This window comes from Caldimonas sp., from assembly GCF_046291045.1.
Lineage (GTDB): Bacteria > Pseudomonadota > Gammaproteobacteria > Burkholderiales > Burkholderiaceae_C > Caldimonas.
This window is the reverse complement of sequence record NZ_JBKBSL010000011.1, coordinates 16,224-39,913: the sequence shown is the minus strand read 5'-3', so window position 1 is coordinate 39,913 and position 23,690 is coordinate 16,224. Positions and strand designations below refer to the sequence as shown.

21 protein-coding genes are annotated in these 23,690 nt (G+C 68.5%); 16 read left to right on the top strand and 5 right to left on the bottom strand.

Translation table 11 applies throughout. The features are described 5' to 3' along the window. Positions 1–8 precede the first annotated feature (8 nt). On the bottom strand, positions 9–884 hold the full coding sequence (locus tag ACK4ZD_RS05840; RefSeq protein WP_409659585.1) for a 3',5'-nucleoside bisphosphate phosphatase: 876 nt from the start codon (positions 882–884) through the stop codon (positions 9–11). Positions 885–1,372: 488 nt separating this feature from the next. Between ACK4ZD_RS05840 and ACK4ZD_RS05835 the strand changes: the two genes are divergently transcribed. Beyond that, positions 1,373–1,633, top strand: coding sequence for a type II toxin-antitoxin system ParD family antitoxin (locus tag ACK4ZD_RS05835; RefSeq protein ID WP_409659584.1), 261 nt, complete (start codon positions 1,373–1,375; stop codon positions 1,631–1,633). After that, complete coding sequence (locus tag ACK4ZD_RS05830; RefSeq protein ID WP_409659583.1) at positions 1,634–1,924, top strand: type II toxin-antitoxin system RelE/ParE family toxin; 291 nt, start codon at positions 1,634–1,636, stop codon at positions 1,922–1,924. It begins immediately after the preceding gene. 329 nt (positions 1,925–2,253) lie between these two features. Here the strand turns inward: ACK4ZD_RS05830 and ACK4ZD_RS05825 are convergent, their stop codons facing one another. From ACK4ZD_RS05825 to ACK4ZD_RS05810, 4 genes are all read right to left on the bottom strand, one after another. Then, positions 2,254–3,351 carry a PQQ-dependent sugar dehydrogenase gene (locus ACK4ZD_RS05825; protein ID WP_409659582.1) on the bottom strand — a complete coding sequence of 366 codons (1,098 nt, stop codon included), beginning with the start codon at positions 3,349–3,351 and terminating at the stop codon, positions 2,254–2,256. Positions 3,352–3,424: 73 nt separating this feature from the next. Then, positions 3,425–4,555 carry a PQQ-dependent sugar dehydrogenase gene (locus ACK4ZD_RS05820; RefSeq protein WP_409659675.1) on the bottom strand — a complete coding sequence of 377 codons (1,131 nt, stop codon included), beginning with the start codon at positions 4,553–4,555 and terminating at the stop codon, positions 3,425–3,427. A gap of 178 nt (positions 4,556–4,733) precedes the next feature. Further along, positions 4,734–6,446: a single-stranded-DNA-specific exonuclease RecJ gene (recJ, locus tag ACK4ZD_RS05815; RefSeq protein ID WP_409659581.1), complete on the bottom strand. Its 1,713-nt coding sequence runs from the start codon at positions 6,444–6,446 to the stop codon at positions 4,734–4,736. A 13-nt stretch (positions 6,447–6,459) separates the two neighbouring features. Then, positions 6,460–7,392, bottom strand: coding sequence for a hypothetical protein (locus tag ACK4ZD_RS05810; protein ID WP_409659580.1), 933 nt, complete (start codon positions 7,390–7,392; stop codon positions 6,460–6,462). A gap of 77 nt (positions 7,393–7,469) precedes the next feature. Here ACK4ZD_RS05810 and ACK4ZD_RS05805 point away from each other — a divergent pair, with 77 nt between their 5' ends. The 14 genes from ACK4ZD_RS05805 to ACK4ZD_RS05740 all read left to right on the top strand — a co-directional run bounded on the left by ACK4ZD_RS05805 (position 7,470) and on the right by ACK4ZD_RS05740 (position 23,686). Beyond that, positions 7,470–8,726, top strand: a complete 1,257-nt coding sequence (locus tag ACK4ZD_RS05805) for a lipoprotein-releasing ABC transporter permease subunit (protein ID WP_409659579.1) — start codon at positions 7,470–7,472, stop codon at positions 8,724–8,726. Beyond that, positions 8,719–9,393 (top strand): lipoprotein-releasing ABC transporter ATP-binding protein LolD, encoded by a 675-nt coding sequence (gene lolD, locus ACK4ZD_RS05800; protein ID WP_409659578.1) that lies wholly within the window; start codon positions 8,719–8,721, stop codon positions 9,391–9,393. Before ACK4ZD_RS05805 ends, lolD begins: the two co-directional genes overlap by 8 nt. Positions 9,394–9,406: 13 nt before the next feature. Further along, positions 9,407–10,213: a TatD family hydrolase gene (locus ACK4ZD_RS05795; protein WP_409659577.1), complete on the top strand. Its 807-nt coding sequence runs from the start codon at positions 9,407–9,409 to the stop codon at positions 10,211–10,213. Beyond that, a complete protein-coding gene (locus ACK4ZD_RS05790) occupies positions 10,210–10,713 on the top strand; it encodes a DNA-deoxyinosine glycosylase (RefSeq protein ID WP_409659576.1) in 504 nt (167 codons plus the stop codon). The genes ACK4ZD_RS05795 and ACK4ZD_RS05790 overlap by 4 nt, the downstream gene beginning before the upstream one ends. Beyond that, positions 10,710–11,483, top strand: a complete 774-nt coding sequence (locus tag ACK4ZD_RS05785) for a methyltransferase domain-containing protein (protein ID WP_409659575.1) — start codon at positions 10,710–10,712, stop codon at positions 11,481–11,483. Before ACK4ZD_RS05790 ends, ACK4ZD_RS05785 begins: the two co-directional genes overlap by 4 nt. Then, positions 11,480–13,279 carry a GspE/PulE family protein gene (locus ACK4ZD_RS05780; protein WP_409659574.1) on the top strand — a complete coding sequence of 600 codons (1,800 nt, stop codon included), beginning with the start codon at positions 11,480–11,482 and terminating at the stop codon, positions 13,277–13,279. Before ACK4ZD_RS05785 ends, ACK4ZD_RS05780 begins: the two co-directional genes overlap by 4 nt. Before the next feature lie 165 nt (positions 13,280–13,444). Next, positions 13,445–13,909, top strand: a complete 465-nt coding sequence (locus ACK4ZD_RS05775; protein WP_409659573.1) for a tripartite tricarboxylate transporter TctB family protein — start codon at positions 13,445–13,447, stop codon at positions 13,907–13,909. Between the two features lie 18 nt (positions 13,910–13,927). Continuing rightward, positions 13,928–15,436 carry a tripartite tricarboxylate transporter permease gene (locus ACK4ZD_RS05770; protein ID WP_409659572.1) on the top strand — a complete coding sequence of 503 codons (1,509 nt, stop codon included), beginning with the start codon at positions 13,928–13,930 and terminating at the stop codon, positions 15,434–15,436. Positions 15,437–15,535: 99 nt separating this feature from the next. Beyond that, positions 15,536–16,810: a DUF3422 family protein gene (locus ACK4ZD_RS05765; protein ID WP_409659571.1), complete on the top strand. Its 1,275-nt coding sequence runs from the start codon at positions 15,536–15,538 to the stop codon at positions 16,808–16,810. A 54-nt stretch (positions 16,811–16,864) separates the two neighbouring features. Continuing rightward, complete coding sequence (locus ACK4ZD_RS05760; protein ID WP_409659570.1) at positions 16,865–18,481, top strand: gamma-glutamyltransferase family protein; 1,617 nt, start codon at positions 16,865–16,867, stop codon at positions 18,479–18,481. A 35-nt stretch (positions 18,482–18,516) separates the two neighbouring features. Beyond that, positions 18,517–19,386, top strand: coding sequence for a DMT family transporter (locus ACK4ZD_RS05755; RefSeq protein WP_409659569.1), 870 nt, complete (start codon positions 18,517–18,519; stop codon positions 19,384–19,386). A 6-nt stretch (positions 19,387–19,392) separates the two neighbouring features. Beyond that, positions 19,393–20,175 carry an SDR family oxidoreductase gene (locus tag ACK4ZD_RS05750; RefSeq protein WP_409659568.1) on the top strand — a complete coding sequence of 261 codons (783 nt, stop codon included), beginning with the start codon at positions 19,393–19,395 and terminating at the stop codon, positions 20,173–20,175. Between the two features lie 281 nt (positions 20,176–20,456). Next, positions 20,457–20,639 (top strand): formate dehydrogenase, encoded by a 183-nt coding sequence (locus ACK4ZD_RS05745; RefSeq protein WP_409659567.1) that lies wholly within the window; start codon positions 20,457–20,459, stop codon positions 20,637–20,639. Between the two features lie 77 nt (positions 20,640–20,716). Further along, positions 20,717–23,686, top strand: coding sequence for a formate dehydrogenase subunit alpha (locus ACK4ZD_RS05740; RefSeq protein WP_409659566.1), 2,970 nt, complete (start codon positions 20,717–20,719; stop codon positions 23,684–23,686). Positions 23,687–23,690 lie beyond the last annotated feature (4 nt).

Sequence of the window (23,690 nt, the reverse complement as noted above, 5' to 3'; positions counted from 1 at the left end):
GCGGGCCTTCAAGAAGGCCATTGGATGCGATCGGCCAGCGCTTCCCATACCGGGCGCAGCGTGCCACTCAGGTAGGGCAAGGCGCCCAGGTCGGTGTGGCTCTCGTCGGGCGAGTGGAAGTCGGAGCCGCGCGAGGCGTACAAACCGAATTCCTCGGCCAGCGCCGCGTACTTCACGTAGTCTTGCTGAGTGTGGCTGCCGGTGACGACCTCCACGCCGCGCCCGCCGAACTCGCGGAACTCGCTGAACAGCGCGTATTCCTCATTGACCGTGAACTTATAGCGCCCCGGGTGCGCCACCACGGCCACGCCGCCGGCGTTCACGATCCAACCCACGGCATCGCGCAAGCTGGCCCAGCGGTGCGGCACATAGCCGGGCTTGCCCTCGGTGAGGTACTTGCGAAACACCTCCTGCGTGTCGCGGCAGGCGCCCACCTCCACCAGGAAGCGCGCAAAGTGCGTGCGCGAGATCAGCTCGGGGTTGCCCACGTACTTCAGCGCTCCCTCATAGGCTCCGTGGATGCCCACCCTTGCCAGCCCTTCGGCCATCTCCTGCGCCCGGGCCCGACGCCCTGCGCGCGTTCGCGCCAGACCCTCCACCACAGCCGCATCGTCCGGATCGAACCCCAGGCCCACGATGTGCACGGTTTCACCCGCGAAGGTCACGGAAATCTCGGTGCCTGTGAGATAGGGCAGCCCCAAACTCAAGGCCGCTGCCCGCGCCCGGTGCTGCCCGCCGACCTCATCGTGGTCGGTCAAGGCCCACAACTGCACCCCATTGGCCCGTGCCCGCGCGGCCAGATCCTCTGGACTGAGCGTGCCGTCGGAGACGTTGGAATGGCAATGAAGATCGGCGTTGAGCACGCCGGCAGGCGAGAAATTCACATCTGCATTGTAGGAAGCCGGGGCCGCCGAGACGCGCCAGGGGGCATCCACAGACGGCCGGCGTGCCAAGAGCTGCGCGGAAAAAAGCCGGGCCAGCCTGGCCAATGACGTCGCTCGTGCCCCCTTTTGGAGGGGTATTGCCCGCACCCGTGGGCGCAGGCAAAGTGCGGCTTGCGGACGCTGCGCGAACGGGCTGAACGCTTGGCAAGCGCTCAGTCATTGTCTAGATACAAATGGGTTGTACGCCTGGAACTTCCCGCTACGTCGAGCAAACGGGGGCAAGTGAGGTTCTTCAAGGCTGGCTTCGCGGGCATCACGCATGACGACATGTAGAAGGCCTGAACAGAGCACAGAACGACATTCGACAGACGGCCTTGCGCAGTCTCGGCGCGGTTATGCAGCTGCAGATTGACGATTCGGAACGATGTCAATCTTTGACATATCCTGATAGCATCAATGCTCCCGGCCACAAGAGATGAACCATGGGCATGAACGTCAACCTCACCCCTCAGCTTGAGGAGATGGTGCGCGCAAAGGTCAGTTCGGGCCTGTACACCTCGGCCAGCGAGGTCGTGCGAGAGGCACTTCGTCTGATGGAAGAGCGAGACCGCCTCCGGCAGGTGAAGCTGGAAGAGCTGCGTCGTGAGGTCCGCAAAGGCTTGGACAGTGGGCCAAGCGCCGCTTGGGATGCCTCTGTGCTGAAGCAGAAGGCGCGGGCCCGCAAGGCAGCCAAGTCGAGCGCTGCGTAGATGGCGCGTGTCACGCTCCGACCGCAGGCCGAAGCCGACATCCTTGAGATCTGGGCCTACATTGCCGAGGACAGCCCCGTTGACGCGGATCGCTGGATCGATCGGCTGGACGAATGCTTCATGCTCTGGGCCACGCAGCCCAAGATGGGACGTCCTCGCGACGAGCTGTCACCTGGAATGCGTAGTCTGCCGTTCGGGAGATACGTCGTTTTCTTCGAGCCGCGACCTGACGGGATCGATGTTGTCCGGGTTCTGCATGGTTCGAGAGACCTTGACGAGCAGTTCCAATGAGCTGCTTCGATCCTGCAGAACCCGCAGGGGCCGGCCTCGTAGACGATGAGCAGCCGGTGGCCGACACTCACCAGTCGGCGCAGTGCCTTGGTGACAGCGCCACAGAGAACAGACTGCACATCGACAGGCGGCCTTGTTGCACTCGGGCTTCGGTGCGGGCGCAAGTATCAACCGCTTAGCAGGGCCCCATTCACTCGCCGCCGTTGCCGCTGTTGGCGTGACACTGGGTTCGTCAAGCTGGCCTGCTGCCGGTCTGACCTGAGCAGGTTCTGCTGGGTCAATACACGAGAGCTGACGGGCGAGTGGAGAACTAGAAGTCGCCTCGGCGCTCAGTTCTCCAACCTCAGCACCTGCCCATCGTTGTTGTCCGTCAGGACATAGAGCCACCCATCGGGCCCCTGGCGCACGTCGCGGATGCGTTCGCGCAGGTTGGTGAGCAGGCGTTCTTCGCGCACCACGCGCGTGCCGTCGAGTTCGAGGCGGATGAGGGCCTGTTCGCGCAGGGTGCCGATGAAGAGGTTGCCTTTCCACTGCGGGTAGCGCTCGCCGGTGTAGAAGACCATGCCGCTGGGGGCCACGGAGCGGGGCAGCCAGTGGCGCAGCGGGTCTTCCATGCCGCTCTTGCTGGTGCCTTCGCCGATCTTGAAGCCGGTGCCGTATTCGCGCCCATAGGTGACCACGGGCCAGCCATAGTTGCGGCCGGCCAGGGTGAGGTTGAGTTCGTCGCCGCCTTGGGGGCCGTGTTCGTGGGTCCAGAGTTGGCCGGTGGCCGGGTGCAGCGCGGCGCCTTGCACGTTGCGGTGGCCGTAGCTCCAGATTTCGGGGCGGGCGTCGTTGCGGCCCACGAAGGGGTTGTCGGCGGGCACGCGGCCGTCGCGCTCGATGCGCACCACCTTGCCGATGTGGTTGGCGAGGTTTTGCGCCTCGTCGCGCTGGCCGAAGCGGTCGCCCAGGGTGATGAAGAGGCGCCCGTCCCGCGCGAACACGAGGCGCGAGCCGAAATGGGCGGCGCTGTTGATCTTGGGCTGCTGGCGGAAGATCACCTGCACGTCGGTGAGCGCATGGCCTTCCAGGCGCCCGCGGGCCACGGCGGTGCTGTTGCCGCCTTCGCCGGGTTCGCTGTAGCTCAGGTAGACGAGGCGGTTGCTGGCGAACTCGGGATCGACCGCCACGTCGAGCAGGCCGCCCTGGCCTCGCGCATCGACCTGGGGCACGCCGCTCACAGGGGGGCTGAGCGCTCCGTCGGGCGAGACGATGCGCAGCCGGCCCGGCCGTTCGGTGACGAGCATGCGGCCATCGGGCAGGAAAGCCAGGCCCCAGGGGTGCTGCAGGCCGCGGGCCACGCTGACGGGCTTGAGGGTTTGGGCCTGGGCCGCGACGGTGGCCAGGCCGAGCGCGGCGGCCAGGAGCAGGTGTTGGAAGGTCATGGACGGCTCCGAGCGGGACGATTCCCGTCGGAGTCTGCCACCGGGCGCGGGTTCCCTGCGGCCGTCGGGGGCTTCAGCGTTCGATGCGCAGGATGCGACCGTTGGTTTCTTCCAGCATGTAGAGCCAGCCGTCGGGGCCTTGCTTGATGTCGCGTACGCGCACGTCGAGCGAGCGGAACAGTTGTTCCTCGGCGGTGACGGTGTTGCCGCTGAGGGTGAGCCGTCGCAGGCTGCGCTGGTCGGCCATCGTGCCGACGAAGAGGTTGCCGCGCCATTCGGGGAAGCGGTCGCCGGTGTAGAAGCACATGCCCGAGGGGGCGCAGGAGATGGGGACCCAGTAATGAACAGGTTCGACGAAGGACGGGGCATGGGTGCCGCCGCCGATGCGGCACGAGGGGTCCGGGGTCTGGTCATAGTCGCAGCCGTAGCTCACCAGAGGCCAGCCGTAGTTGCCACCTTGCACCACGCGGTTGATTTCGTCGCCGCCCAGCGGGCCGTGTTCGCTGATCCACAGCTCGCCGGTGCCAGGGTGGACGGCGGCGCCTTGCGGGTTGCGGTGGCCCAGGCTCCAAGTCAGGCCGCTGAAGTTGTTGCCGGGGTTGCCGCCGTTGGTGTCGATGCGCACCACCTTGCCGAGGTGATTGTCGGTGCGCTGGGGAGCATCGGTTTGGACCTGCCGGTCGCCCAGGGTGACGAAGAGGGTGCCATCGGCTCGAAAGGCGAGCCGGGAGCCGAAATGGCCGTCGCCGTTGAAGCGCGGCGTTTGTCGATAGATGACCGCGACCAGGCTGAGCTGGGTATGGTCTTCGCTCAGCACGGCGCGTGCCACGGCGGTGCCGATCCCGGTGACGGCGCCGCCTTGGTCGGGCTCGGCATAGGACAGATATATCCGTCGGTTGCTCGAGAAGTTGGGGTCGATGACCACATCGAGCAGGCCGCCTTGCGTGCCGGCTCCGTAGTACACGGACGGCACGCCCAGCAGGGGGGCGGACAGCTCGCCTTGGGGGCTGACGCGGCGCAATCGCCCGGGCTTTTCCGTCACGAGCGCGCTGCCGTCAGGCAGGAAGGCGAGCCCCCAGGGCTGTTGGAGCCCGGTGGCAAAGCTCCTGATTTGAGGCGGCGGACCCGGTGGAGGCGGGGGCGGCGGTGGGGGACCAGAAGATCCGGCATCGCCACCGCCGCCGCAGGCCGACAGGGCGGCCACGGCAGCCGCGCAGCGCCCAGCACGCAGCAGAAGGCGGCGCCGGTCGGCATCTTCGAGGGGGGCGTCAGGCGGTCGCGGGAAGGGGGCCACGGGGACTCCTTCGAATGGAGCCCATCAGCCTAGTGCCTCACGCCGGGTCCAGGCGTGACAAGTCGCAACACGCCCCCTGACCGAGGGGTCAGGCCAGGGCTTCCACCACCATCTGCACTCGCTGCTGACCGTTGTATTCGTCCAAGGACAAACGGTAAGCCAGTCGGCTGCGTTCGGGCAGGGGCTCGCTGTGGCCGAACCAGATCGCGTCGCGCAGGCTGCCGCCATGGCGCACGGTGAGCTTGAGATGGCGTTCGCCGACGATGCGCTGCGACACCACCTCCACCTCGTCGCAAAAGACCGGCGCCTCGAAGGCCTGGCCCCAGACTTCCTGCTCCAGGATCTGCACCACCTCGGGGCGGAACCATTGCGGCTCCAGCGGGCCGTCGGTGGCCACGGTGCGGGCGAGCAGCGTGTCGTCCAGCCATTCGCTGGCCACGGTGGCGAAGGCCTGGGCGAAGGTGACGAAATCATCCTCGCCCACGGTGCAGCCGGCGGCCATGGCGTGGCCGCCGAACTTGCGCAGCACACCAGGATGGCGCTTGCTCACCAGGTCGAGCGCATCGCGCAGGTGGAAGCCGGGGATGGAGCGGCCCGAGCCTTTGAGCAGGCCGTCCTGGCCGCGGGCGAAGACGAAGGTGGGGCGGTGCACGCGGTCCTTGACCCGCGAGGCCACGATGCCCACCACGCCTTCGTGGAACTCGGCGTCGTAGAGGGCCACGGCGGGCGGTGGGTCGCCGGCGGGCATCAGGCGCTCCAGCAGGGCCTCGGCCTGCTCACGCATGCCGGCTTCCACGCTGCGGCGCTCGCGGTTGATGCCGTCGAGCAGCTGCGCCAGTTCGGTCGCGCGGCCGGGGTCGTCGGTGAGCAGGCATTCGATGCCCAGGGTCATCTCGGCCAGGCGGCCGGCGGCGTTGATGCGCGGGCCCAGGGCAAAGCCGAAGTCGAAGGCGCCGGCACGTTCGGCGCGGCGGCCCGCAGCGGCAAAGAGCGCGGCCACGCCGGGCTGCATGCGCCCGGCGCGGATGCGCTTGAGGCCCTGGGCCACGAGGCGCCGGTTGTTGGCGTCGAGCTTGACCACGTCGGCCACGGTGCCCAGGGCGACGAGGTCGAGCAGGGTGTCCAGGCGCGGCTGCGATGCGCCGTCGAAGGCGCCGCGCCGGCGCAGTTCGGCGCGCAGCGCCAGCAGCACGTAGAACATCACGCCCACGCCGGCCAGGTGCTTGCTCTCGAAGGGGCAGCCGGGCTGGTTGGGGTTCACGATCACGTCGGCGTCCGGCAGCACGACTTCGCCGTTCACCAGGGCCGGCAGATGGTGGTCGGTCACCACCACGCGCAGGCCCCGCGCACGGGCATGGGCCACGCCCTCCAGGCTGGCGATGCCGTTGTCCACGGTGACGAGCACGTCGGGGCGCTGGGCCAGGGCCAGGTCGACGATGGCCGGCGTGAGGCCGTAGCCGTGCACGGCGCGGTCGGGCACGACGTAGCTGAGCGTGTCGGGCCGCGCGCCCAGCAGTTTCAGGCCGCGCAGGGCCACGGCGCAGGCGGTGGCGCCGTCGCAGTCGTAGTCGGCCACCACGCAGATGCGCTGGCCGGCCGCCAGGGCATCGGCCAGGCAGGCGGCGGCCTGGGCCGCACCCTTGAGCTGCTCCGGCGGCAGCAGCCGGGCCAGCGAGTCGTCGAGTTCGTCGGCACTGCGGATGCCGCGGGCGGCATACAAACGAGCCAGCAGCGGGTGCACCCCGGCCTGTTCCAGTGCCCAGGCCGTGCGGGGAGGGACGTCGCGCGTGGTGATCCTCATGGCCGGCTCCGGCTCACAGGGACTGCAGCACGTCGGCCGGCGAGGCCGGTGTCCAGCGTGCCCGCAGCACCTGCCACCACGAGCGTGCCGCCGGAGCCCAGGTCTGCGCGTGGCGCTCGCCGCACAAGGTCAGTTGCACGGGCTGTCCGGCGCGCAGGCGCTGCCAGGCTTCGCGCAGGGGGCCGGCGTCCAGGGCCTGCCAGGCCTGCGCCCAGGTGGCCCAGTCGCCGTGGAGGAGGGCTTCGCGCAGGCGGGTGTCCACGATCAGGTCGGCGACAGGCCGCGCCTCCTGGCGCACCCCGCAGCCGCTCAGCCAGAAGCTGTTGATGGGCAGCAGGCCGGCCGCCTCGCGGCGTTCGTTCAGCGGATGGGTGTAGAGCAGCATCTGCACCTCCTGCTGCAGCCGGCGCACCAGACGCGCCTGGGGGTGGTCGGGCATCCACAGGTCCACGTTGCGGCCCACCACGCGGTCGATCGAGGCCGTGGGCAGCTCGGCCAGGCTTTCGTGGGCGACGTACCAGCGCAACGGGGCGCCGTAGACCAGCACCCAGCCCTCGGCCTCGAAGAGTTCACGCACGGCTTCGAGCGCCTCGCGCGAGCCGGCCTCGTCGAGCTGCAGCGACTCGGGCGGCAGCATGGTCACCTCGTCGGCGCCGGCGTGCCAGTGGGCGGGTGTGAGCAGGCCCCAGGACAGGTCGTCGGTGGCGATGCCGTCGGACGCGGCGGCGTGGGCCGCCCAGGGCAGGCCGCCGTCGGGGCCGGCATAGCCCCAGGCCAGGGCCAGGGCGCGCTCATGCGGCATGGACAGGCTGTACTCGTCGCCCTCGCTGCGCCAGACCGGCCCGAGGCGGGCCAGCAGGCGGCCCAGGTGGGGCAGGGAAAGGTCGCGCATCACCGCGCGGGCCGCCTCGGCCAGCGCCGAGGCATAGGGAATCAGCACATGCATGGCCCGCCATTATCGGCGCCCTGGCCGGCTCGGGTAGCATCGGGCGCCTGCCCGCGGGTGAACCCCCCATGCGACCCATGAACTGGCCCTACGAACTGCAGATCGGCTGGCGCTACACGCGCGCCGGCCGCGCCACCCGGCGCAACGGTTTCATTTCCTTCATCTCCGGCGTGTCGATGCTGGGCATCGCGCTGGGAGTGGCCGCGCTCATCATCGTGCTGTCGGTGATGAACGGCTTCCAGAAGGAGGTGCGCGACCGCATGCTGTCGGTGATTGCGCACATCGAGGTGTTCTCCGCCGACGGTCAGGCCCTGCCCAACTGGGAACAGACGGCCAACGAAGCCCTGGCGAACCCGCAGGTGCTGGGGGCGGCGCCTTACGTGGCCGCCCAGGCGCTGGTGGCCCGCGGCGAGGACATGCGCGGCGCGATCATCCGCGGCATCTCGCCCGAGCACGAGCCCGCGGTGACGCCGCTGGCCGCCCAGCTCAAGGACACCGTGCTGGCCCGCCTGCAGCCCGACGGCTGGGGTGTGGTGCTGGGGGCCGAGCTGGCGCGCTCGCTGGGCGTGCGCGAGGGCGACCGCGTCACCATCGTCTCGCCCAGCGGGCAGGTGACGCCGGCCGGCGTGGTGCCGCGCCTGAAGCAGATGACGGTGGTGGGCACCTTCGAGGCCGGCCACTACGAATACGACAGCGGCCTGGTGCTGATGCACCTGGACGATGCGGCCCGGCTGTTCCGCGTGGCCGGGCCCACGGGCGTGCAGTTGCGCCTGGCCGACCTGCACCGCGCCCGCGAGGTGGCGCAGGAGCTGGCCCTGCAACTGAGCGGCGACCTCTATCTTCGCGACTGGACGCGCACCAACCGCAACTGGTTCGACGCCGTGCAGCTGGAAAAGCGCATGATGTTCATCATCCTCACGCTGATCGTGGCGGTGGCGGCCTTCAACCTGGTGTCGATGCTGGTGATGACGGTGACCGACAAGCGCGCCGACATCGCCATCTTGCGCACCCTGGGCGCCACGCCGCGCTCCATCATGGGCATCTTCATGGTGCAGGGGGCGGCCAGCGGCGTCATCGGCACCCTGGGCGGCCTGCTGCTGGGGCTGCTGGTGGCCTTCAACATCGACGTGATCGTGCCGGCCATCGAGCGGCTGTTCAACGCGAGCTTCCTGCCCGGCAGCATCTACCTCATCAGCCGCATGCCCAGCGACCCGCAGATGGGCGACATCGTGCCCATCGGCGTGATCTCGCTCGTGCTGGCCTTCGTGGCCACGCTGTATCCCAGTTGGCGCGCCAGCCGCGTGCAACCGGCGGAGGCGCTGCGCTATGAATGAGACCGTGCTGCAGGCCGAGGACCTGCACAAGCGCTTCCACGAGGGCCCGCTGGACGTGCACGTGCTGCGCGGCGTGAGCCTGCAGGTGCGCTCGGGTGAGACGCTGGCCATCGTCGGCGCCTCGGGCTCGGGCAAGAGCACGCTGCTGCACCTGCTGGGCGGTCTGGATGCACCCACGCAGGGGCGCGTGGTGCTGCAGGGGCGCGATTTCGCCAGCCTGGGGCCTTCCGCCCAGGGGGAGTGGCGCAACCGGCAGCTGGGCTTCGTCTACCAGTTCCACCACTTGCTGCCCGAGTTCACGGCGCTGGACAACGTGGCCATGCCGCTGCGCATCCGGCGCATGCCGGTGGCGCCGGCGCAAGACCAGGCCCTGGCGATGCTCTCGCGCGTGGGCCTGCGCGAGCGCACGCAGCACCGTCCGGCCGAACTATCCGGTGGCGAGCGCCAGCGTGTGGCCATCGCCCGGGCCCTGGTGGCGCAGCCGGCCTGCGTGCTGGCCGACGAGCCCACCGGCAACCTGGACCGCGAGACGGCCAACACCATCTTCGAGCTGATGCTCTCGCTGGCGCGCGACCAGGGCACGGCCTTCGTCGTGGTCACCCACGACGAGGAGCTCGCCGCGCGCTGCGACCGCCGGCTCAGGCTGAAGGCGGGCGTGCTCGTCTGAACGAAGACGCGCCATGTGGATCGACACCCACTGCCACCTCGATGCGGCCGAATTCGACGGCGACCGCGATGCGGTGGTCGCGCGTGCGCGCTCGCAAGGCGTGGACGGCATGGTCCTGCCGGCCGTGAGCACCGCCAACCTCGACGCCGTGCGCGAGCTTGCCCATCGCCACGGCTTCGTCTATGCGCTGGGCCTGCATCCCCTGTATGTGCAGGCTGAGCCGGCCGATGCGCTGGACATGCTGCGTGCGGCGCTGCAGCGCCATCGCGGCGACGCCCGTCTGGTGGCCGTGGGCGAGATCGGCCTGGACCACTTCGTGCCGGGCCTGGACCGGACCGTGCAGGAGCGCGGGTACGTGGCCCAGCTCCAACTGGCCCGCGAGTTCGATCTGCCGGTGATCCTGCATGTGCGCCGCTCGGCCGACGCCCTGCTCAAGCACCTGCGGCGCCTGCGCGTGAAGGGCGGCATCGCCCATGCCTTCAACGGCAGCGTCCAGCAGGCACGTGCCTTCATCGACCTGGGTTTCAAGCTGGGCTTTGGCGGTGCGATGACTTTCGAGCGTGCGCTGCAGATCCGCACCCTGGCCCGTGAGCTGCCGCTGGAAGCGCTGGTGCTGGAGACCGATGCACCCGACATCCCGCCGCAATGGCTCTACCGCACCGCCGAGCAGCGTGCGGCCGGCCACACCAGCCGCAACGAGCCGGCGGAGCTGCCGCGCATCGCCCGTACACTGGCCGAGCTGCGCGGTCTGAGCCTGGAGGTGGTGGCTGCGGCCACCTCGGCCAATGCGCGCGAGGTGCTGGGGTTGGCGCAGGCATGAATGCTCCCGATCGCCTGCGGGGCCTGGCGCCGGTGGTGGCGCCCCACACCCGCCTCGTGGTGCTGGGCAGTTTCCCCAGCGTGGCGTCGTTGCGCGAGCAGCAGTACTACGCGCATCCGCGGAATCATTTCTGGCCCCTGCTGTCGGCCCTGTGGGGGGTGGACCTGCGGGCCTTGCCCTATGCGCAGCGGCTGGACGTGGTGCGCGAGCGGGGGCTGGGCATCTGGGACGTGTACGCGAGCTGCCGGCGCGAGGGCAGTCTGGACAGCGCCATCGAGGAGGCCGAACTCAACCCGCTGGCGCGCCTGCGCGAATGGGCCCCGGGCCTGCAGGCGCTGGCCCACCACGGCGGCGAATCCGCCCGGGCGATGCGCATCACGCGCCGCCTGGGCCTGGCGGTGCACCGCCTGCCTTCCACCAGCCCGGCCAACGCCTCCTGGAGCTTCGAGCGCAAGCTGGCGGCCTGGCGGGCCGTTTTTGAACTGCACCAACTGGCATGAGTCTCACCAAGAAGCGCACGAGCGCCCCGCACCACCCGAGCGTCACGCTGTCCGAATCCGACGGCGTGCGCTATCTGCACCTGGACACGCCCTGGGTGCAGGGGGCGATGCGGGTGAAGAAGCCCTACGATATCGAGCTGGCCTACGTGCAGCGCATGATGGCCTGGATGCTGCTGCGCCCGACCGACGCCCTGGATGAGGGCCACGCCGTGCAACTGGGCCTGGGCGCGGCGGCGATCACCAAGTTCTGCCACAGGAAGCTGCGCTGGCGCACCACGGCGGTGGAGCTCAACCCCGAGGTCATCGCCGTGTGCCGCCAGTGGTTCCGCCTGCCGCCCGACGACGGGCGTCTGAATGTGATCGAGGCCGATGCCGCCGCCTACGTGACCGACCCGGCGCATGCGGGCACGGCCGACGCACTGTGCGTGGACCTGTACGACCACGAGGCCGCCAGCCCGGTGCTCGACGACGAGGCGTTCTACCGGGCATGCCACCGCCTGCTGGCCAGCGGCGGCGTGATGAGCGTCAACCTCTTTGGCCGTCACGCCAGCTTCGAGCGCAGCCTGGCGCACATCGCCGCGGCCTTTGCCGGCGAGACCCTGTGGAGCCTGCGGCCGACGCGCGAAGGCAACACCATCGTGCTGGCCTGCCGCGGTGTGCCGCCCGTGACCCGGGTCGTGCTTGCCGAGCGTGCCGAAAACCTCGAAACTCGATTCGGCCTGCCGGCCCGCAAATGGCCGCGCATGATGAAACTCGTGTCTCCTGCATGACCGCCAAGCCCGACCCAGCCACTGCCCAGCGTCCCCGCAAGGCCCCTCACCAGGGCCGTCTGGACTGGCGCATCCTCGTCGACTGGCTGCGCGAGGACGGGCTGATCACCCCTGGTGACGCCCAGCGCACCCAGCAGCGCCTGGCCGCCGGCGCCAGCGCCCAGCATCCGCTGGTGCGGCTGGCCAGCGTGGGCCTGGTGCATGGCGGCACCGGCAAGCCGCTGGACACCGAGACCCTCACCGAATGGCTCGCCGGCCGCGCGGGGCTGGACTACCTGCGCATCGACCCGCTCAAGGTCGATGTGGGCCGTGTGGCCGACGTGATGTCGATCAACTATGCCGAGCGGCGCCGCTGCCTGCCGGTGCAGGTGGGTCTGGCCGAGATCACGATGGCCACCTGCGAGCCCTTCGACACCGACTGGGTGGCCGAGATCGAGGCGCACACGCGCAAGAAGATCCGGCTGGTCGTGTCCAGCCCGAACGAGCTGGCGCGCTACACCACCGAGTTCTACACCCTGGCCAAGTCGGTCAAGGCCGCCACGAAGAACGGCCAGGTCAGCGGCCCGGCCAACTTCGAGCAGCTCGTCGAACTGGGCAAGGCCAAGAACCTCGATGCCAACGACCAGGGCATCGTGCAGGTGGTCGACTGGTTGTGGCAGTACGCCTTCGACCAGCGCGCCTCGGACATCCACCTCGAGCCCCGCCGCGACATGGGCGCGGTGCGGTTTCGCATCGACGGCGTGATGCACACCGTCTACCAGTTGCCGCTGACCGTGATGGCTGCGATGACCAGCCGCATCAAGCTGCTGGGCCGCATGGACGTGGTGGAAAAGCGGCGCCCGCTCGACGGCCGGATCAAGACGCGCAACCCGCGCGGCGATGAGGTCGAGATGCGTCTGTCCACCCTGCCCACCGCCTTCGGCGAGAAGCTGGTGATGCGCATCTTCGACCCGGACACCACGGTCAAGAGCCTCGACGCCCTGGGCTTTTCCAGCCACGACGCGCAGCGCTGGGAGCAGCTCGTCACCCGGCCGCACGGCGTGATCCTGGTGACCGGCCCCACCGGCTCGGGCAAGACCACCACGCTGTACGCCACGCTCAAGCGCCTGGCCACCGACGAGGTCAATGTCTGCACCATCGAAGACCCGATCGAGATGATCGAGCCGGCCTTCAACCAGACCCAGGTGCAGCCCCAGCTCGACCTGCACTTCGCCAGCGGTCTGCGCGCCCTGATGCGCCAGGACCCGGACATCATCATGGTGGGCGAGGTGCGCGACCTCGAAACCGCCGAGATGGCCATCCAGGCGGCGCTCACCGGGCACCTGGTGTTCACCACGCTGCACACCAACGACGCCGCCTCGGCCATCACCCGGCTGCTCGATCTGGGCGTGCCGTCCTACCTGATCAGCGCCACCGTGCTGGGCGTGCTGGCGCAGCGCCTGGTGCGCACCCTGTGCCCGCACTGCAAGCAGCCCGACGAGGATTTCAGCCGCGACACCCTGGCCGCGGCCATCGCCCCCTGGCGCATGAGCGGGGCCTTCCGCCCCTACCGGCCGGTGGGCTGCATCGAGTGCCGCATGACCGGGTTCCAGGGGCGGGCGGGCCTGTACGAGCTGCTCACCGTCACCGAGGCCCTCAAGCCCCACCTCACACAGACGCCGGACCTGTCACGCCTGCGACAGCAGGCCACCCAGGACGGCATGCGCCCGCTGCGCCTGGCCGGCGCCATGAAGGTGGCCGAGGGCCTGACGACGCTGGACGAAGTGTTGCGCGCCACCCCGGCCTGGGAAGCCTGAGACGCAGGGCACGGATCGCGCAGCCCCGAGCTGCCTGCTTCACGGCGCCCGGGTCGGCGGGAGGCCTCCCGCCGCTACGTGTATTCCACAGGAACGGTTTGCGGGCCGCTCCCTAGAATCGCCGGCAGTCCTGCCAATACCACCATAACCGTCTGAGGAGCGATCGTGAAGATCAAGAGTCAGAAGGACTTCGTGTCCGGACTGATGTTCATCGTCGTGGGCATCGCGTTCGCCTGGGGCGCCACCGACTACAGCTTCGGCAATTCCGCCCGCCCGGGCCCCGGCTATTTCCCCTTTGGTCTGGGCATCTTGCTGGCCATCTTGGGCGCCCTGGTCACCTTCGGCTCGCTGACCGTCGAGACCGAGGACGGCGAACCCATCGGGCACATCGGCTGGAAGCAATTGTTCATCATCGTCGGATCGGTGGTGCTGTTCGGGGCGGCGCTGCCACGTCTGGGCATGTTGGTGTCCCTGCCGCTGCTGGTCATCGTAGCCAGCTTGGCCAGTGATGAATTCAACTGGCGCGACAGCATCCTGGCCGCTGCCGTGTTGACAGCGCTGTCGTGGTTCGTGTTCTCTTGGGCGCTGAACCTGGTCATCCCCCTGTGGCCGGTCTGGCTCACGCAATAAGTTCGAGGAGCACGCACCATGGATCTGCTTGCGAACCTGGCGCTGGGCTTCGAAACCGCGCTGACGCTCCAGAACCTTGGCTACGCTTTCATTGGGGCCCTGTTCGGGACCCTGGTGGGCGTGCTGCCCGGCCTCGGCCCGGCGGCCAGCATTGCGATGCTGCTGCCGTCGATCTATGCGCTGGACGCCACGCCGGCGCTGATCATGCTGGCCGGCATCTATTACGGTGCGCAGTATGGGGGCTCGACCACGGCCATCCTCATCAATGTGCCGGGTGAATCATCCTCGGTGGTCACGGCCCTCGACGGCTACCAGATGGCCCGTCAGGGCCGCGCTGGCGCCGCGCTGTCGTCGGCGGCGCTAGGGTCGTTCTTCGCGGGCACGGTGGGGACCTTGGTGATTGCCGCCTTCGCCCCGCCGCTCACCGAGCTGGCCTTCAAGTTCGGCCCGGCGGAATACTTCTCGTTGATGGTGTTGGGCCTGATCGGCTCGGTGGTGCTGGCCTCGGGCTCGCTCATCAAAGCCATTGCGATGATCCTGCTGGGGCTGCTGATCGGGCAGATCAACACCGACGTGATCTCGGGCGTGCCGCGCTACTCCTTCGACATCCCCGAGCTGTCCGACGGCATCAACTTCGTCGTCATCGCCATGGGCATCTTCGGCTTCGGCGAGATCATTGCCAACCTGTCGGTGCACTCGTCCAAGCGGGAGGTTTTCACGAAGAACGTCACCGGCTTGTGGCCCACCAAGAAAGACTTCCGGGAGGCTGCGCCCGCGGTGTTGCGCGGCACGGCGCTGGGCTCCATCTTGGGCATCTTGCCCGGCGGCGGCGCGCTGCTGTCCTCGTTCGCGGCCTATACCCTCGAGAAGAAGCTCTCCAATGATCCCAGCCAGTTCGGCAAAGGGGCTATCCAGGGCGTGGCCGGCCCCGAGGCGGCCAACAATGCTGGCGCCCAGACCTCGTTCATCCCCATGCTCACGCTGGGCATTCCGTCCAACGTCGTGATGGCGCTGATGGTGGGGGCGATGACGATCAAGGGCATCCAACCCGGCCCGCAGGTCATGACCAGCAACCCCAGCTTGTTCTGGGGCCTGATCGCCTCGATGTGGATCGGTAACCTGATGCTCGTGGTGCTCAACCTGCCGCTGATCGGCATTTGGATCAAGCTGCTGACGGTGCCTTACCGCTTCTTGTTCCCCGCGATCCTGACCTTCTGCTGCATCGGCTTGTACACGCTGAACAACAACAGCTTCGATGTCTACATGGGCGCCCTGTTCGGCATCATCGGCTATGCCTTCTACAAGCTGGGGTGCGAGCCCGCCCCGCTGCTGCTGGGCTTCATCCTCGGGCCCATGATGGAAGAGAACCTGCGTCGCGCGTTGCTGCTGTCGCGCGGCGACTGGACGGCCTTCGTCACCCGTCCGCTGTCGGCGGGTCTGCTGCTGGCGGCCCTGGCCATGGTGGTGATCGTGCTGCTGCCCGCGATCCGGCGCAAGCGCGAAGAAGCCTTCCAGGAAGCCGACTGACGCGGGAGCAGTCGGTCCGTCCACCGCAAAGGCCGCCTTAGGGCGGCCTTTGTGCGTGTGCGGGGCCGCGATAATGCAGCCCCAGGAGGAAAAAGCCCGATGCTCACGCCCCATCCCCTGCGGGAGGTTTTGCACAACGAGGTCCATGCGCGCCCTTATGAGCGGATGTGTGCGCCGCTGGCGCTGTCGCACCTGGCGCTGCTCACGCCCCCGGGGCAGACGGCCTCGCGCGAGCACCTGCACGCGCTGCTGCGCGCGCGCCACCTGCCGCTGCCGGCCGAGGACGCCAGCCACCTCAGCCTGGACATCGGGGGCGTGCACCTGCGCTGGGAGCAGCACACCGAGTTTCAGACCTACACCTTTTGGCGGGCCCTGACCGAGCGGCCCACGAGCTTCGACGAGCCGGCCGTGGGCTTGGTGCCTCAGGACTGGCTGCGCGGCATCCCGGGGCAATGGCTGGTGGGCATGCACGTGCTGGTCACGCGCACCCGCGACGACGGCTCCGACCCCCTGGTGCGCGGCGCGCTGTCCGAGGAGAGCCTGGTCGGCTCGATCGTGATGGACGGCCAGGCCGAGGTCTACACGGATTTCCGACTGCATGCCGACGGCTTCGCGCGCGTGGTGGTGGTGGCTGCCAGCATGCACCCCCGACGCCTGGGCCGCACCGTCCAGCGCCTGCTGGAGGTGGAAACGTACCGCATGATGGCCCTGCTGGGGCTGCCGGCGGCGCGCCAAGTCGCCTCCACCCTGGCCGACGCAGAGCGTGAGCTGGCGCAGATCGCCGACCAGATCCGCAGCGCCGAGCGCTCGCACGAACCCGAGCTGCTGCGCCAACTCACCCGCCTGGCTGGCCGGGTGGAGAGCCTGTACGCCAGCACCCATGCTCGCTTCTCGGCCAGTGGCGCCTACTTCGAGCTGGTACAGCGGCGCATCGACGAGCTGGCCGAGCACCGGCTGGCCGGCCTGCAGACCATGGGCGAGTTCATGGATCGGCGCCTGGGGCCGGCGATGCAGACCTGCGCCTGGGCGGCGCGCCGCCAGCAGCAGCTCTCCGAGCGCATCTCGCGCACCAGCAACCTGCTGCGCACGCGCGTGGAAATCGAGCAACAGCAAAGCAGCCAGGCCCTGCTGGACGCGATGAACCGCCGCCAGAAGGCCCAACTCATGCTGCAATCGGCGGTGGAAGGTCTGTCGATTGCGGCGATCACCTACTACGGCGCTGGCCTGGTTGGCTATGTGGCCAAAGGGATCAAGGATGCGGGCTGGCCCCTCAGCGTCGATCTCGTCGTCGCAGCGGCCATTCCGCTGATCGCCGCCACCGTCTGGGTGGGGCTGCGCCGCCTGCATGCGGCGGCTCAGCGCGCAGCGCAATAGACGCAGTGTGGCAAGGCCGCGCATAATCATCCGATGATTCGGCCGAGGCCTGCCATGAAACCTTTCCTGTACGACACCCCCTACCCCTCTTTGCGCCTGCCTGTCTTTGCCCGCAACCTGGTGGCCACGTCCCATCCGGCAGCGGCCAGCGCGGGCCTGCGCATGCTCTGGAAAGGCGGCAATGCGGTGGATGCCGCCATCGCGGCGGCGGCGGCGATGACCATCCTCGAGCCCGTGAGCAACGGCCTGGGCAGCGATGCCTTTGCCATCGTTTGGGACGGCCGGCAGTTGCATGGTTTGAACGCGGCCGGTCGCGCGCCGGCGGCCTGGACGCGCGAGTACTTCGCGGCCCGCCACGGCGGACAGGCCTTGCGCCCGCCCAAGCGCGGTTGGGACTCGGTCACCGTGCCCGGCATGGTGGCCGGCTGGGTGGCCCTGCACGAGCGTTTCGGCAAGCTGCCCTTTGCCGACTTGCTGGAGCCGGCGATCGACTATGCCGAGCGTGGCTACTGCGTGCCTGCGGTGGTGGCTGCCAAATGGGCCGCCGCCGTGCCTGAGCTGGAAGGCCAGCCGGGCTTCGCACAGGTCTTCATGCCCCACGGCCGTGCTCCCGAGGTGGGCGAGCATTTCACGTTCAAGGATGCCGCACGCAGCCTTCGGCTGATCGCTCAGACCCGCGGCGAGGCCTACTACCACGGCGAAATCGCCGCGGCCATCGCGGCTTTTGCGCGCGAACACGGAGCTGCGCTCACCGAGTCCGATCTCGCTGCCCAGCAAGCCGAGTGGGTCACGCCGATCGCGCGCCATTACCGTGGCTACACCCTGCACGAGATCCCGCCCTCGGGCCAGGGCATCGCCGCGCTGATTGCCTTGGGGCTGCTGTCGCACTTTGACGTGGCCGCGCTGCCGCGCGACTCGGCGGCTTCGCAGCACCTGCAGATCGAGGCGATGAAGCTCGCCTTCGCCGACACCTACCGCTACGTGGCCGAGCGCGAGTACATGGAAGTCACTGTCGAGCAGATGCTCGATGATGCCTACCTCGCCCGCCGCGCCCGGCTGATCGATCCGAACCGTGCGCAGGACTTCGGCGCCGGCAACCCGCCCACCGGCGGCACCATTTACCTGACCGCGGCCGACGAGCAAGGCATGATGGTGAGTTGGATCCAGAGCAACTACATGGGTTTCGGCTCGGGCGTGGTGGTGCCGGGCTACGGCATCTCACTGCAAAATCGCGGCCACGGCTTTTCGCTGGAGGCCGCCAGCCCCAACGTGGTGGCGCCCGGCAAGCGGCCCTTCCACACCATCATCCCAGGCTTCCTCACCCGCGAGGGGGAGCCGGTGATGAGCTTCGGCGTGATGGGCGCCAACATGCAACCCCAGGGGCATGTGCAGACCCTCGTGCGCATGCTCGACTACGGGCAGAACCCGCAGGCGGCCTGCGATGCGCCGCGCTGGCGCTATAACGAAGGTCTGTCGCTCAACGTCGAGGCCACGATGGATCCGGCCGCGGTGCAAGGCTTGGTCGAACTCGGCCACCGCATCGAGGTGCTGCAAGATCCCTACCAGGACTTTGGGGCGGGCCAGTTCATCTGGCGCCTGGGCGATCCCTCGGTCGAAGGCTACGTCGCTGCCAGCGACCCGCGGCGCGACGGCCAGGCGGTTGGGTTTTGAGCGACAACGCGCAAGGCGCGACACCGCGGCCCCCGATGGCCGCAGGCTTGCTGCTGGCTGCGGCCGGCGCCGTGGCCTTCTCGGGCAAGGCCATCATCGTCAAACTGTCCTATCGCTACGGAGTGGATGCGGTGACGGTGATCATGTACCGCATGCTCTTTGCGCTGCCGATGTTCGCGCTGCTGGCCTGGTGGTCGGGACGCGGCCAGCCGCCCTTCACGAGGCGTGACTGGTGGGGGCTCCTGGGGCTGGGCTTTTGCGGCTATTACCTCGCCAGCTTCCTCGACTTCCTGGGCCTGCAGTACATCAGCGCCAGCCTGGAGCGTCTCATCCTCTACCTCAACCCCACGCTGGTGCTGGCGCTTGGCGTGGTGCTGTTCAAGAAGAAGGTCGGTGCGCGCCAGCTAGCGGCCGTGGGGGTGAGCTACGCCGGCGTGCTGCTGGTGTTCGGCCAGGAAGTCAACTTCGAAGGGCCCAATGTGCTGTTGGGCGGCGTGCTGGTCTTCGCCAGCGCGGTGTCCTACGCCGTGTACCTGGTCTACAGCGGCGAGATGGTGCAGCGCTTGGGATCGATGCGCCTGGTGGGCTGGGCCAGCATGGTGGCCTGCGCGCTGTGTATCGTGCAGTTCCTGCTGCTGCGCCCGCTCTCGGCTGCGGCCGTGCCCGTGGAGGTGCTCTGGCTGGCCGTGCTCAATGCCACGTTGTGCACCGTGGCGCCGGTGCTGATGGTGATGATGGCCATCGAGCGCATCGGCGCAGCGGCCACGGCTCAGACCGGCATGATCGGACCGCTGTCCACCCTGGCATTGGGCGTGATGGTGCTGGGCGAACCCTTCACTCCCTGGATTGCCGTGGGCACCGTGCTGGTGCTGGCGGGTGTGTGGCTGTTGACGAAATGGAGATAGGAAACGATGGATCTCGGCATTGCAGGCAAGTGGGCGCTGGTGTGCGCTTCGAGCAAGGGGCTGGGCAAGGGCTGCGCCGCGGCGTTGGTCGCCGAAGGCGTGAACGTGGTGATGACCGCCCGCACGGCGGCCGATTTGGAGGCGGCCGCAGCTGAACTGCGCAAGCTGGGCCGCGCCGAGGTGCGGGCCGTGGCGGGCGACATCACCACGCCCGAAGGCCGCGCTGCAGCGCTGGCCGCCTGCCCGCAGGTAGACATTCTCGTGAACAACGCTGGCGGGCCGCCGCCGGGTGACTTCCGCGACTGGGGCCGCGACGAGTGGGTGAAGGCCCTGGAGGCCAACATGCTCACGCCCATCGAGCTCATCAAAGCCACCGTGGACGGCATGGCCGCGCGCGGCTTCGGGCGCATCGTCAACATCACCTCGGGGGCCGTGAAAGCGCCCATCGACGTGCTGGGGCTGTCCAATGGCGCGCGCAGCGGCCTCACAGGCTTCGTGGCGGGGCTGGCGCGCAGCAGCATCGCGGCGCGCAACGTGACGATCAACAACCTGCTGCCCGGAGCCTTCGACACCGATCGCCTGCGCAAGACCCTGGCCGCCGGTGCGGCCAAAGCCGGCCTCGATGCGGACCAGGCCCTGCAGCGCCGCCTGCAAGGCATCCCGGCCCGACGCTTCGGCACGGCCGAAGAGTTCGGTGCCGTGTGCGCCTTCTTGTGCAGCCAGCAGGCCGGCTACATCACGGGCCAGAACTGGCTGCTCGACGGTGGGGCCTACCCCGGCACGTTTTGAGATGCTCGCGAGATGCTCGGCGCCGGTGCGAGCCCGGTGTGTCCAACGACAGCATGTTCAGCCTGCTGCAAGTGCTGCACCGCCGCATGCACGAGCAGCGCACATGAGAGCCTGCGATGGAGCGCTATTGGTGCGAAAAGCGGCCCGTATGCTCGCAAACCCGCATTACACGGGGGGTGAGAGGAATAACATAGGGTGCACATTGCAAAGACCGCCGATCCCCGTTCTGGGGCCGAGCCGGTCGCCGACAGGAGACCACGATGAAAGCGTCTCATGCACCCATGAGCCGACGCCGCCTGTTTGCAGGGGCCGGCTCGATCGCCGCGGTGGCCGCGGTGGCTTCCGTCATCCCCGCGCGTGAGGATCCGCCCGCGGCGGCCCAAGCCGACACCCCACCCGACAAGCGAGCGGGCTACCGGCTGACGGAACACATTCAGCGCTACTACCAGACCGCCCGCGTCTGAGCGGTGCGGGGCCGGCTGTGGCCTGGGCTCCGTCGTCCGTCTCGTCGCCGTCTCCAGTCGTTGTGTCAGGAGCCACCATGCTGCTCACCCGCAAATCCTCCAGTGCCACGCCGGCCGTTCGCGGCTCGTCCTCGCTCGTGGCCAGCCTCGCCCGCGGCGTTGCACGTGCCGTGCCGACGATGGATCGCCGGGCCTTCCTGCGCCGCTCCGGCCTTGGGCTGGGTGTGGGACTGGCCGCTTCGCAGCTCACCCTGGTCAAAAAGGCACAGGCCGCCGATCCGGGCCAGGCCACGGGAGCGTCGGGCCGCAAGGTCGAGGTCCGGCGCACGGTGTGCGGACATTGCTCGGTGGGCTGTGCCATCGACGCGGTGGTGGAGAACGGTGTGTGGGTGCGCCAAGAGCCGGTGTTCGACTCTCCCATCAACCTGGGCGCCCACTGTGCCAAGGGGGCCGCCGTGCGTGAGCACGGTCATGGCGAGTACCGCCTCAAGTACCCGATGAAGCTGGTCAATGGCAAGTATCAGCGCATCAGCTGGGATCAGGCCCTCGACGAGATCGCGGCCAAGCTGCTCAAGCTGCGCGAAAGCAGCACGCCCGACGCGCTCTTCGTGGTGGGCTCGAGCAAGCACAACAACGAGCAGGCCTACCTGCTGCGCAAGTGGATGAGCCTGTGGGGTAGCAACAACTGCGACCACCAGGCGCGCATCTGCCACTCCACCACGGTGGCCGGTGTGGCCAACACGTGGGGGTATGGTGCGATGACCAACTCCTACAACGACATGCAGAACGCCAAGGCGGCGCTCTACATCGGCTCCAACGCCGCCGAGGCGCATCCGGTGTCGATGCTGCACATGCTGCATGCCAAGGAGAACGGCTGCAAGATGATCGTGGTGGATCCGCGCTTCACGCGCACGGCGGCCAAGGCCGACCAGTACGTGCGCATCCGCTCGGGCACGGACATCGCCTTCCTCTTCGGCGTGCTTTACCACGTCTTCCAGAATGGCTGGGAGGACAAGAAGTACATCGCCGACCGCGTCTACGGCATGGACAAGGTGCGCGAGGAGGTGATGACGAAGTGGACGCCCGACAAGGTCGAGGAGGTCTGCGGGGTGCCCGAGGCCGAGGTCTTCCAGGTGGCCAAGACCATGGCCGAGAACCGGCCCTCGACCATCGTGTGGTGCATGGGCCAGACGCAGCACTCCATCGGCAACGCGATGGTGCGTGCCTCGTGCATCCTGCAGCTCGCCCTGGGCAACATCGGGGTGTCCGGCGGCGGCGCGAACATCTTCCGCGGCCATGACAACGTGCAAGGCGCCACCGACGTCGGGCCCAACCCCGACTCGCTGCCGGGCTACTACGGCCTGGCCGAGGGCTCCTGGAAGCACTTCGCCAAGGTCTGGGGCCTCGACTACGAGTGGCTGAAGTCCCGCTACGCGCCCAACATGATGACCAAGTCGGGCATGACGGTGTCGCGTTGGATCGACGGCGTCCTGGAAAAGCCCGAGCTGATCGAGCAGGCCGGCAATCTGAAGGCGCTCTTATTCTGGGGCCACGCGCCGAACTCGCAGTCCCGTGGGCTGGAGATGAAGCGTGCGATGGACAAGCTCGACCTGCTGGTCGTGATCGATCCCTTCCCGTCGGCCACGGCCGCCATGGCCGCCATGCCCGGCAAGCCCGAGGATCTCAATCCCAATCGGGCCGTCTACCTGCTGCCGGCCACCACCCAATTCGAGACCTCGGGCTCGTGCACGGCTTCCAACCGATCCATCCAGTGGCGCGAGAAGGTCATCGAGCCGCTGTGGGAGTCGCGCACCGACCACATGATCATGTACCAGCTCGCCGAGAAGCTCGGCTTCGGCAAGGAGCTGGTGAAGAACTACAAGATGGTCGCGGGCAAGGGCGGCATGATGGAGCCCGAACCCGAGTCCATCCTGCGCGAGATCAACCGCGGCGTGTGGACCATCGGCTACACCGGCCAGAGCCCCGAGCGCCTGAAGGCCCACATGCGCAACATGAACGTCTTCGACGTCAAGACGCTCAAGGCCAAGGGCGGGGTCGACAAGGAGACCGGCTACGTGCTGGACGGCGACTACTTCGGCCTGCCCTGGCCCTGCTACGGCACACCCGAACTGAAGCACCCCGGCTCGCCGAATCTCTACGACACCTCCAAGCACGTGATGGACGGCGGAGGCAACTTCCGCGCCAACTTCGGCGTCGAGCGCGATGGCGTGTCGCTGCTGGCGGGCGACGGCTCCCACTCCCTGGGCGCCGACATCACCACCGGCTACCCCGAGTTCGACGACGTGCTGCTCAAGAAGCTGGGTTGGTGGGGCGAGCTCACCCCCGAAGAGCAGCAGGCTGCCGAAGGCAAGAACTGGAAGACCGACCTGTCGGGCGGGATCATCCGCGTGGTGATGAAGAACCACGGCTGCCACCCCTTCGGCAACGCCCGCGCCCGGGCCATCGTCTGGAACTTCCCCGACGGCATCCCGCAGCACCGCGAGCCGATCTACTCGACGCGGCCCGACCTCGTCGAGAAGTACCCCACCCATGCCGACAAGACCTTCTGGCGCCTGCCCACGCTGTTCAAGACCCTGCAGGACCAGAACAAGGACATCGGCCAGCGCTTCCCGCTGATCATGACCTCGGGCCGGCTGGTCGAGTACGAGGGCGGCGGCGAGGAAACCCGCTCCAACCCCTGGCTGGCCGAGCTGCAGCAGGACATGTTCGTCGAGATCAACCCGGCCACGGCCAACGATCGCGGCATCCGTCCGGGCGAGATGGTGTGGGTGTCCACGCCCACCGGCGCGCGGCTGCGGGTCAAGGCGCTGGTCACCGAGCGGGTCGATCGCAACACGGTCTTCCTGCCTTTCCACTTCTCAGGGCACTGGCAGGGCCAGGACCTGCTGCGCTACTACCCCGAGGGCGCGGCGCCGGTCGTGCGCGGCGAGGCCGTCAACACGGCCACGACCTACGGCTACGACAGCGTGACGATGATGCAGGAGACCAAGACCACGGTCTGCCAGATCGAACGGGCGAGCGCCTGAGCGA

What these genes read in the sequence shown, in the direction of transcription:
- ACK4ZD_RS05835 (WP_409659584.1), top strand. Translation starts at nt 1,373, where the DNA reads ATGAACGTCAACCTCACCCCTCAGCTTGAGGAGATGGTGCGCGCAAAG.
- ACK4ZD_RS05830 (WP_409659583.1), top strand. Translation starts at nt 1,634, where the DNA reads ATGGCGCGTGTCACGCTCCGACCGCAGGCCGAAGCCGACATCCTTGAG.
- ACK4ZD_RS05825 (WP_409659582.1), bottom strand. Translation starts at nt 3,351, where the DNA reads ATGACCTTCCAACACCTGCTCCTGGCCGCCGCGCTCGGCCTGGCCACC.
- recJ (WP_409659581.1), bottom strand. Translation starts at nt 6,446, where the DNA reads ATGAGGATCACCACGCGCGACGTCCCTCCCCGCACGGCCTGGGCACTG.
- ACK4ZD_RS05810 (WP_409659580.1), bottom strand. Translation starts at nt 7,392, where the DNA reads ATGCATGTGCTGATTCCCTATGCCTCGGCGCTGGCCGAGGCGGCCCGC.
- ACK4ZD_RS05805 (WP_409659579.1), top strand. Translation starts at nt 7,470, where the DNA reads ATGAACTGGCCCTACGAACTGCAGATCGGCTGGCGCTACACGCGCGCC.
- lolD (WP_409659578.1), top strand. Translation starts at nt 8,719, where the DNA reads ATGAATGAGACCGTGCTGCAGGCCGAGGACCTGCACAAGCGCTTCCAC.
- ACK4ZD_RS05795 (WP_409659577.1), top strand. Translation starts at nt 9,407, where the DNA reads ATGTGGATCGACACCCACTGCCACCTCGATGCGGCCGAATTCGACGGC.
- ACK4ZD_RS05790 (WP_409659576.1), top strand. Translation starts at nt 10,210, where the DNA reads ATGAATGCTCCCGATCGCCTGCGGGGCCTGGCGCCGGTGGTGGCGCCC.
- ACK4ZD_RS05785 (WP_409659575.1), top strand. Translation starts at nt 10,710, where the DNA reads ATGAGTCTCACCAAGAAGCGCACGAGCGCCCCGCACCACCCGAGCGTC.
- ACK4ZD_RS05780 (WP_409659574.1), top strand. Translation starts at nt 11,480, where the DNA reads ATGACCGCCAAGCCCGACCCAGCCACTGCCCAGCGTCCCCGCAAGGCC.
- ACK4ZD_RS05770 (WP_409659572.1), top strand. Translation starts at nt 13,928, where the DNA reads ATGGATCTGCTTGCGAACCTGGCGCTGGGCTTCGAAACCGCGCTGACG.
- ACK4ZD_RS05765 (WP_409659571.1), top strand. Translation starts at nt 15,536, where the DNA reads ATGCTCACGCCCCATCCCCTGCGGGAGGTTTTGCACAACGAGGTCCAT.
- ACK4ZD_RS05760 (WP_409659570.1), top strand. Translation starts at nt 16,865, where the DNA reads ATGAAACCTTTCCTGTACGACACCCCCTACCCCTCTTTGCGCCTGCCT.
- ACK4ZD_RS05755 (WP_409659569.1), top strand. Translation starts at nt 18,517, where the DNA reads ATGGCCGCAGGCTTGCTGCTGGCTGCGGCCGGCGCCGTGGCCTTCTCG.
- ACK4ZD_RS05750 (WP_409659568.1), top strand. Translation starts at nt 19,393, where the DNA reads ATGGATCTCGGCATTGCAGGCAAGTGGGCGCTGGTGTGCGCTTCGAGC.
- ACK4ZD_RS05745 (WP_409659567.1), top strand. Translation starts at nt 20,457, where the DNA reads ATGAGCCGACGCCGCCTGTTTGCAGGGGCCGGCTCGATCGCCGCGGTG.
- ACK4ZD_RS05740 (WP_409659566.1), top strand. Translation starts at nt 20,717, where the DNA reads ATGCTGCTCACCCGCAAATCCTCCAGTGCCACGCCGGCCGTTCGCGGC.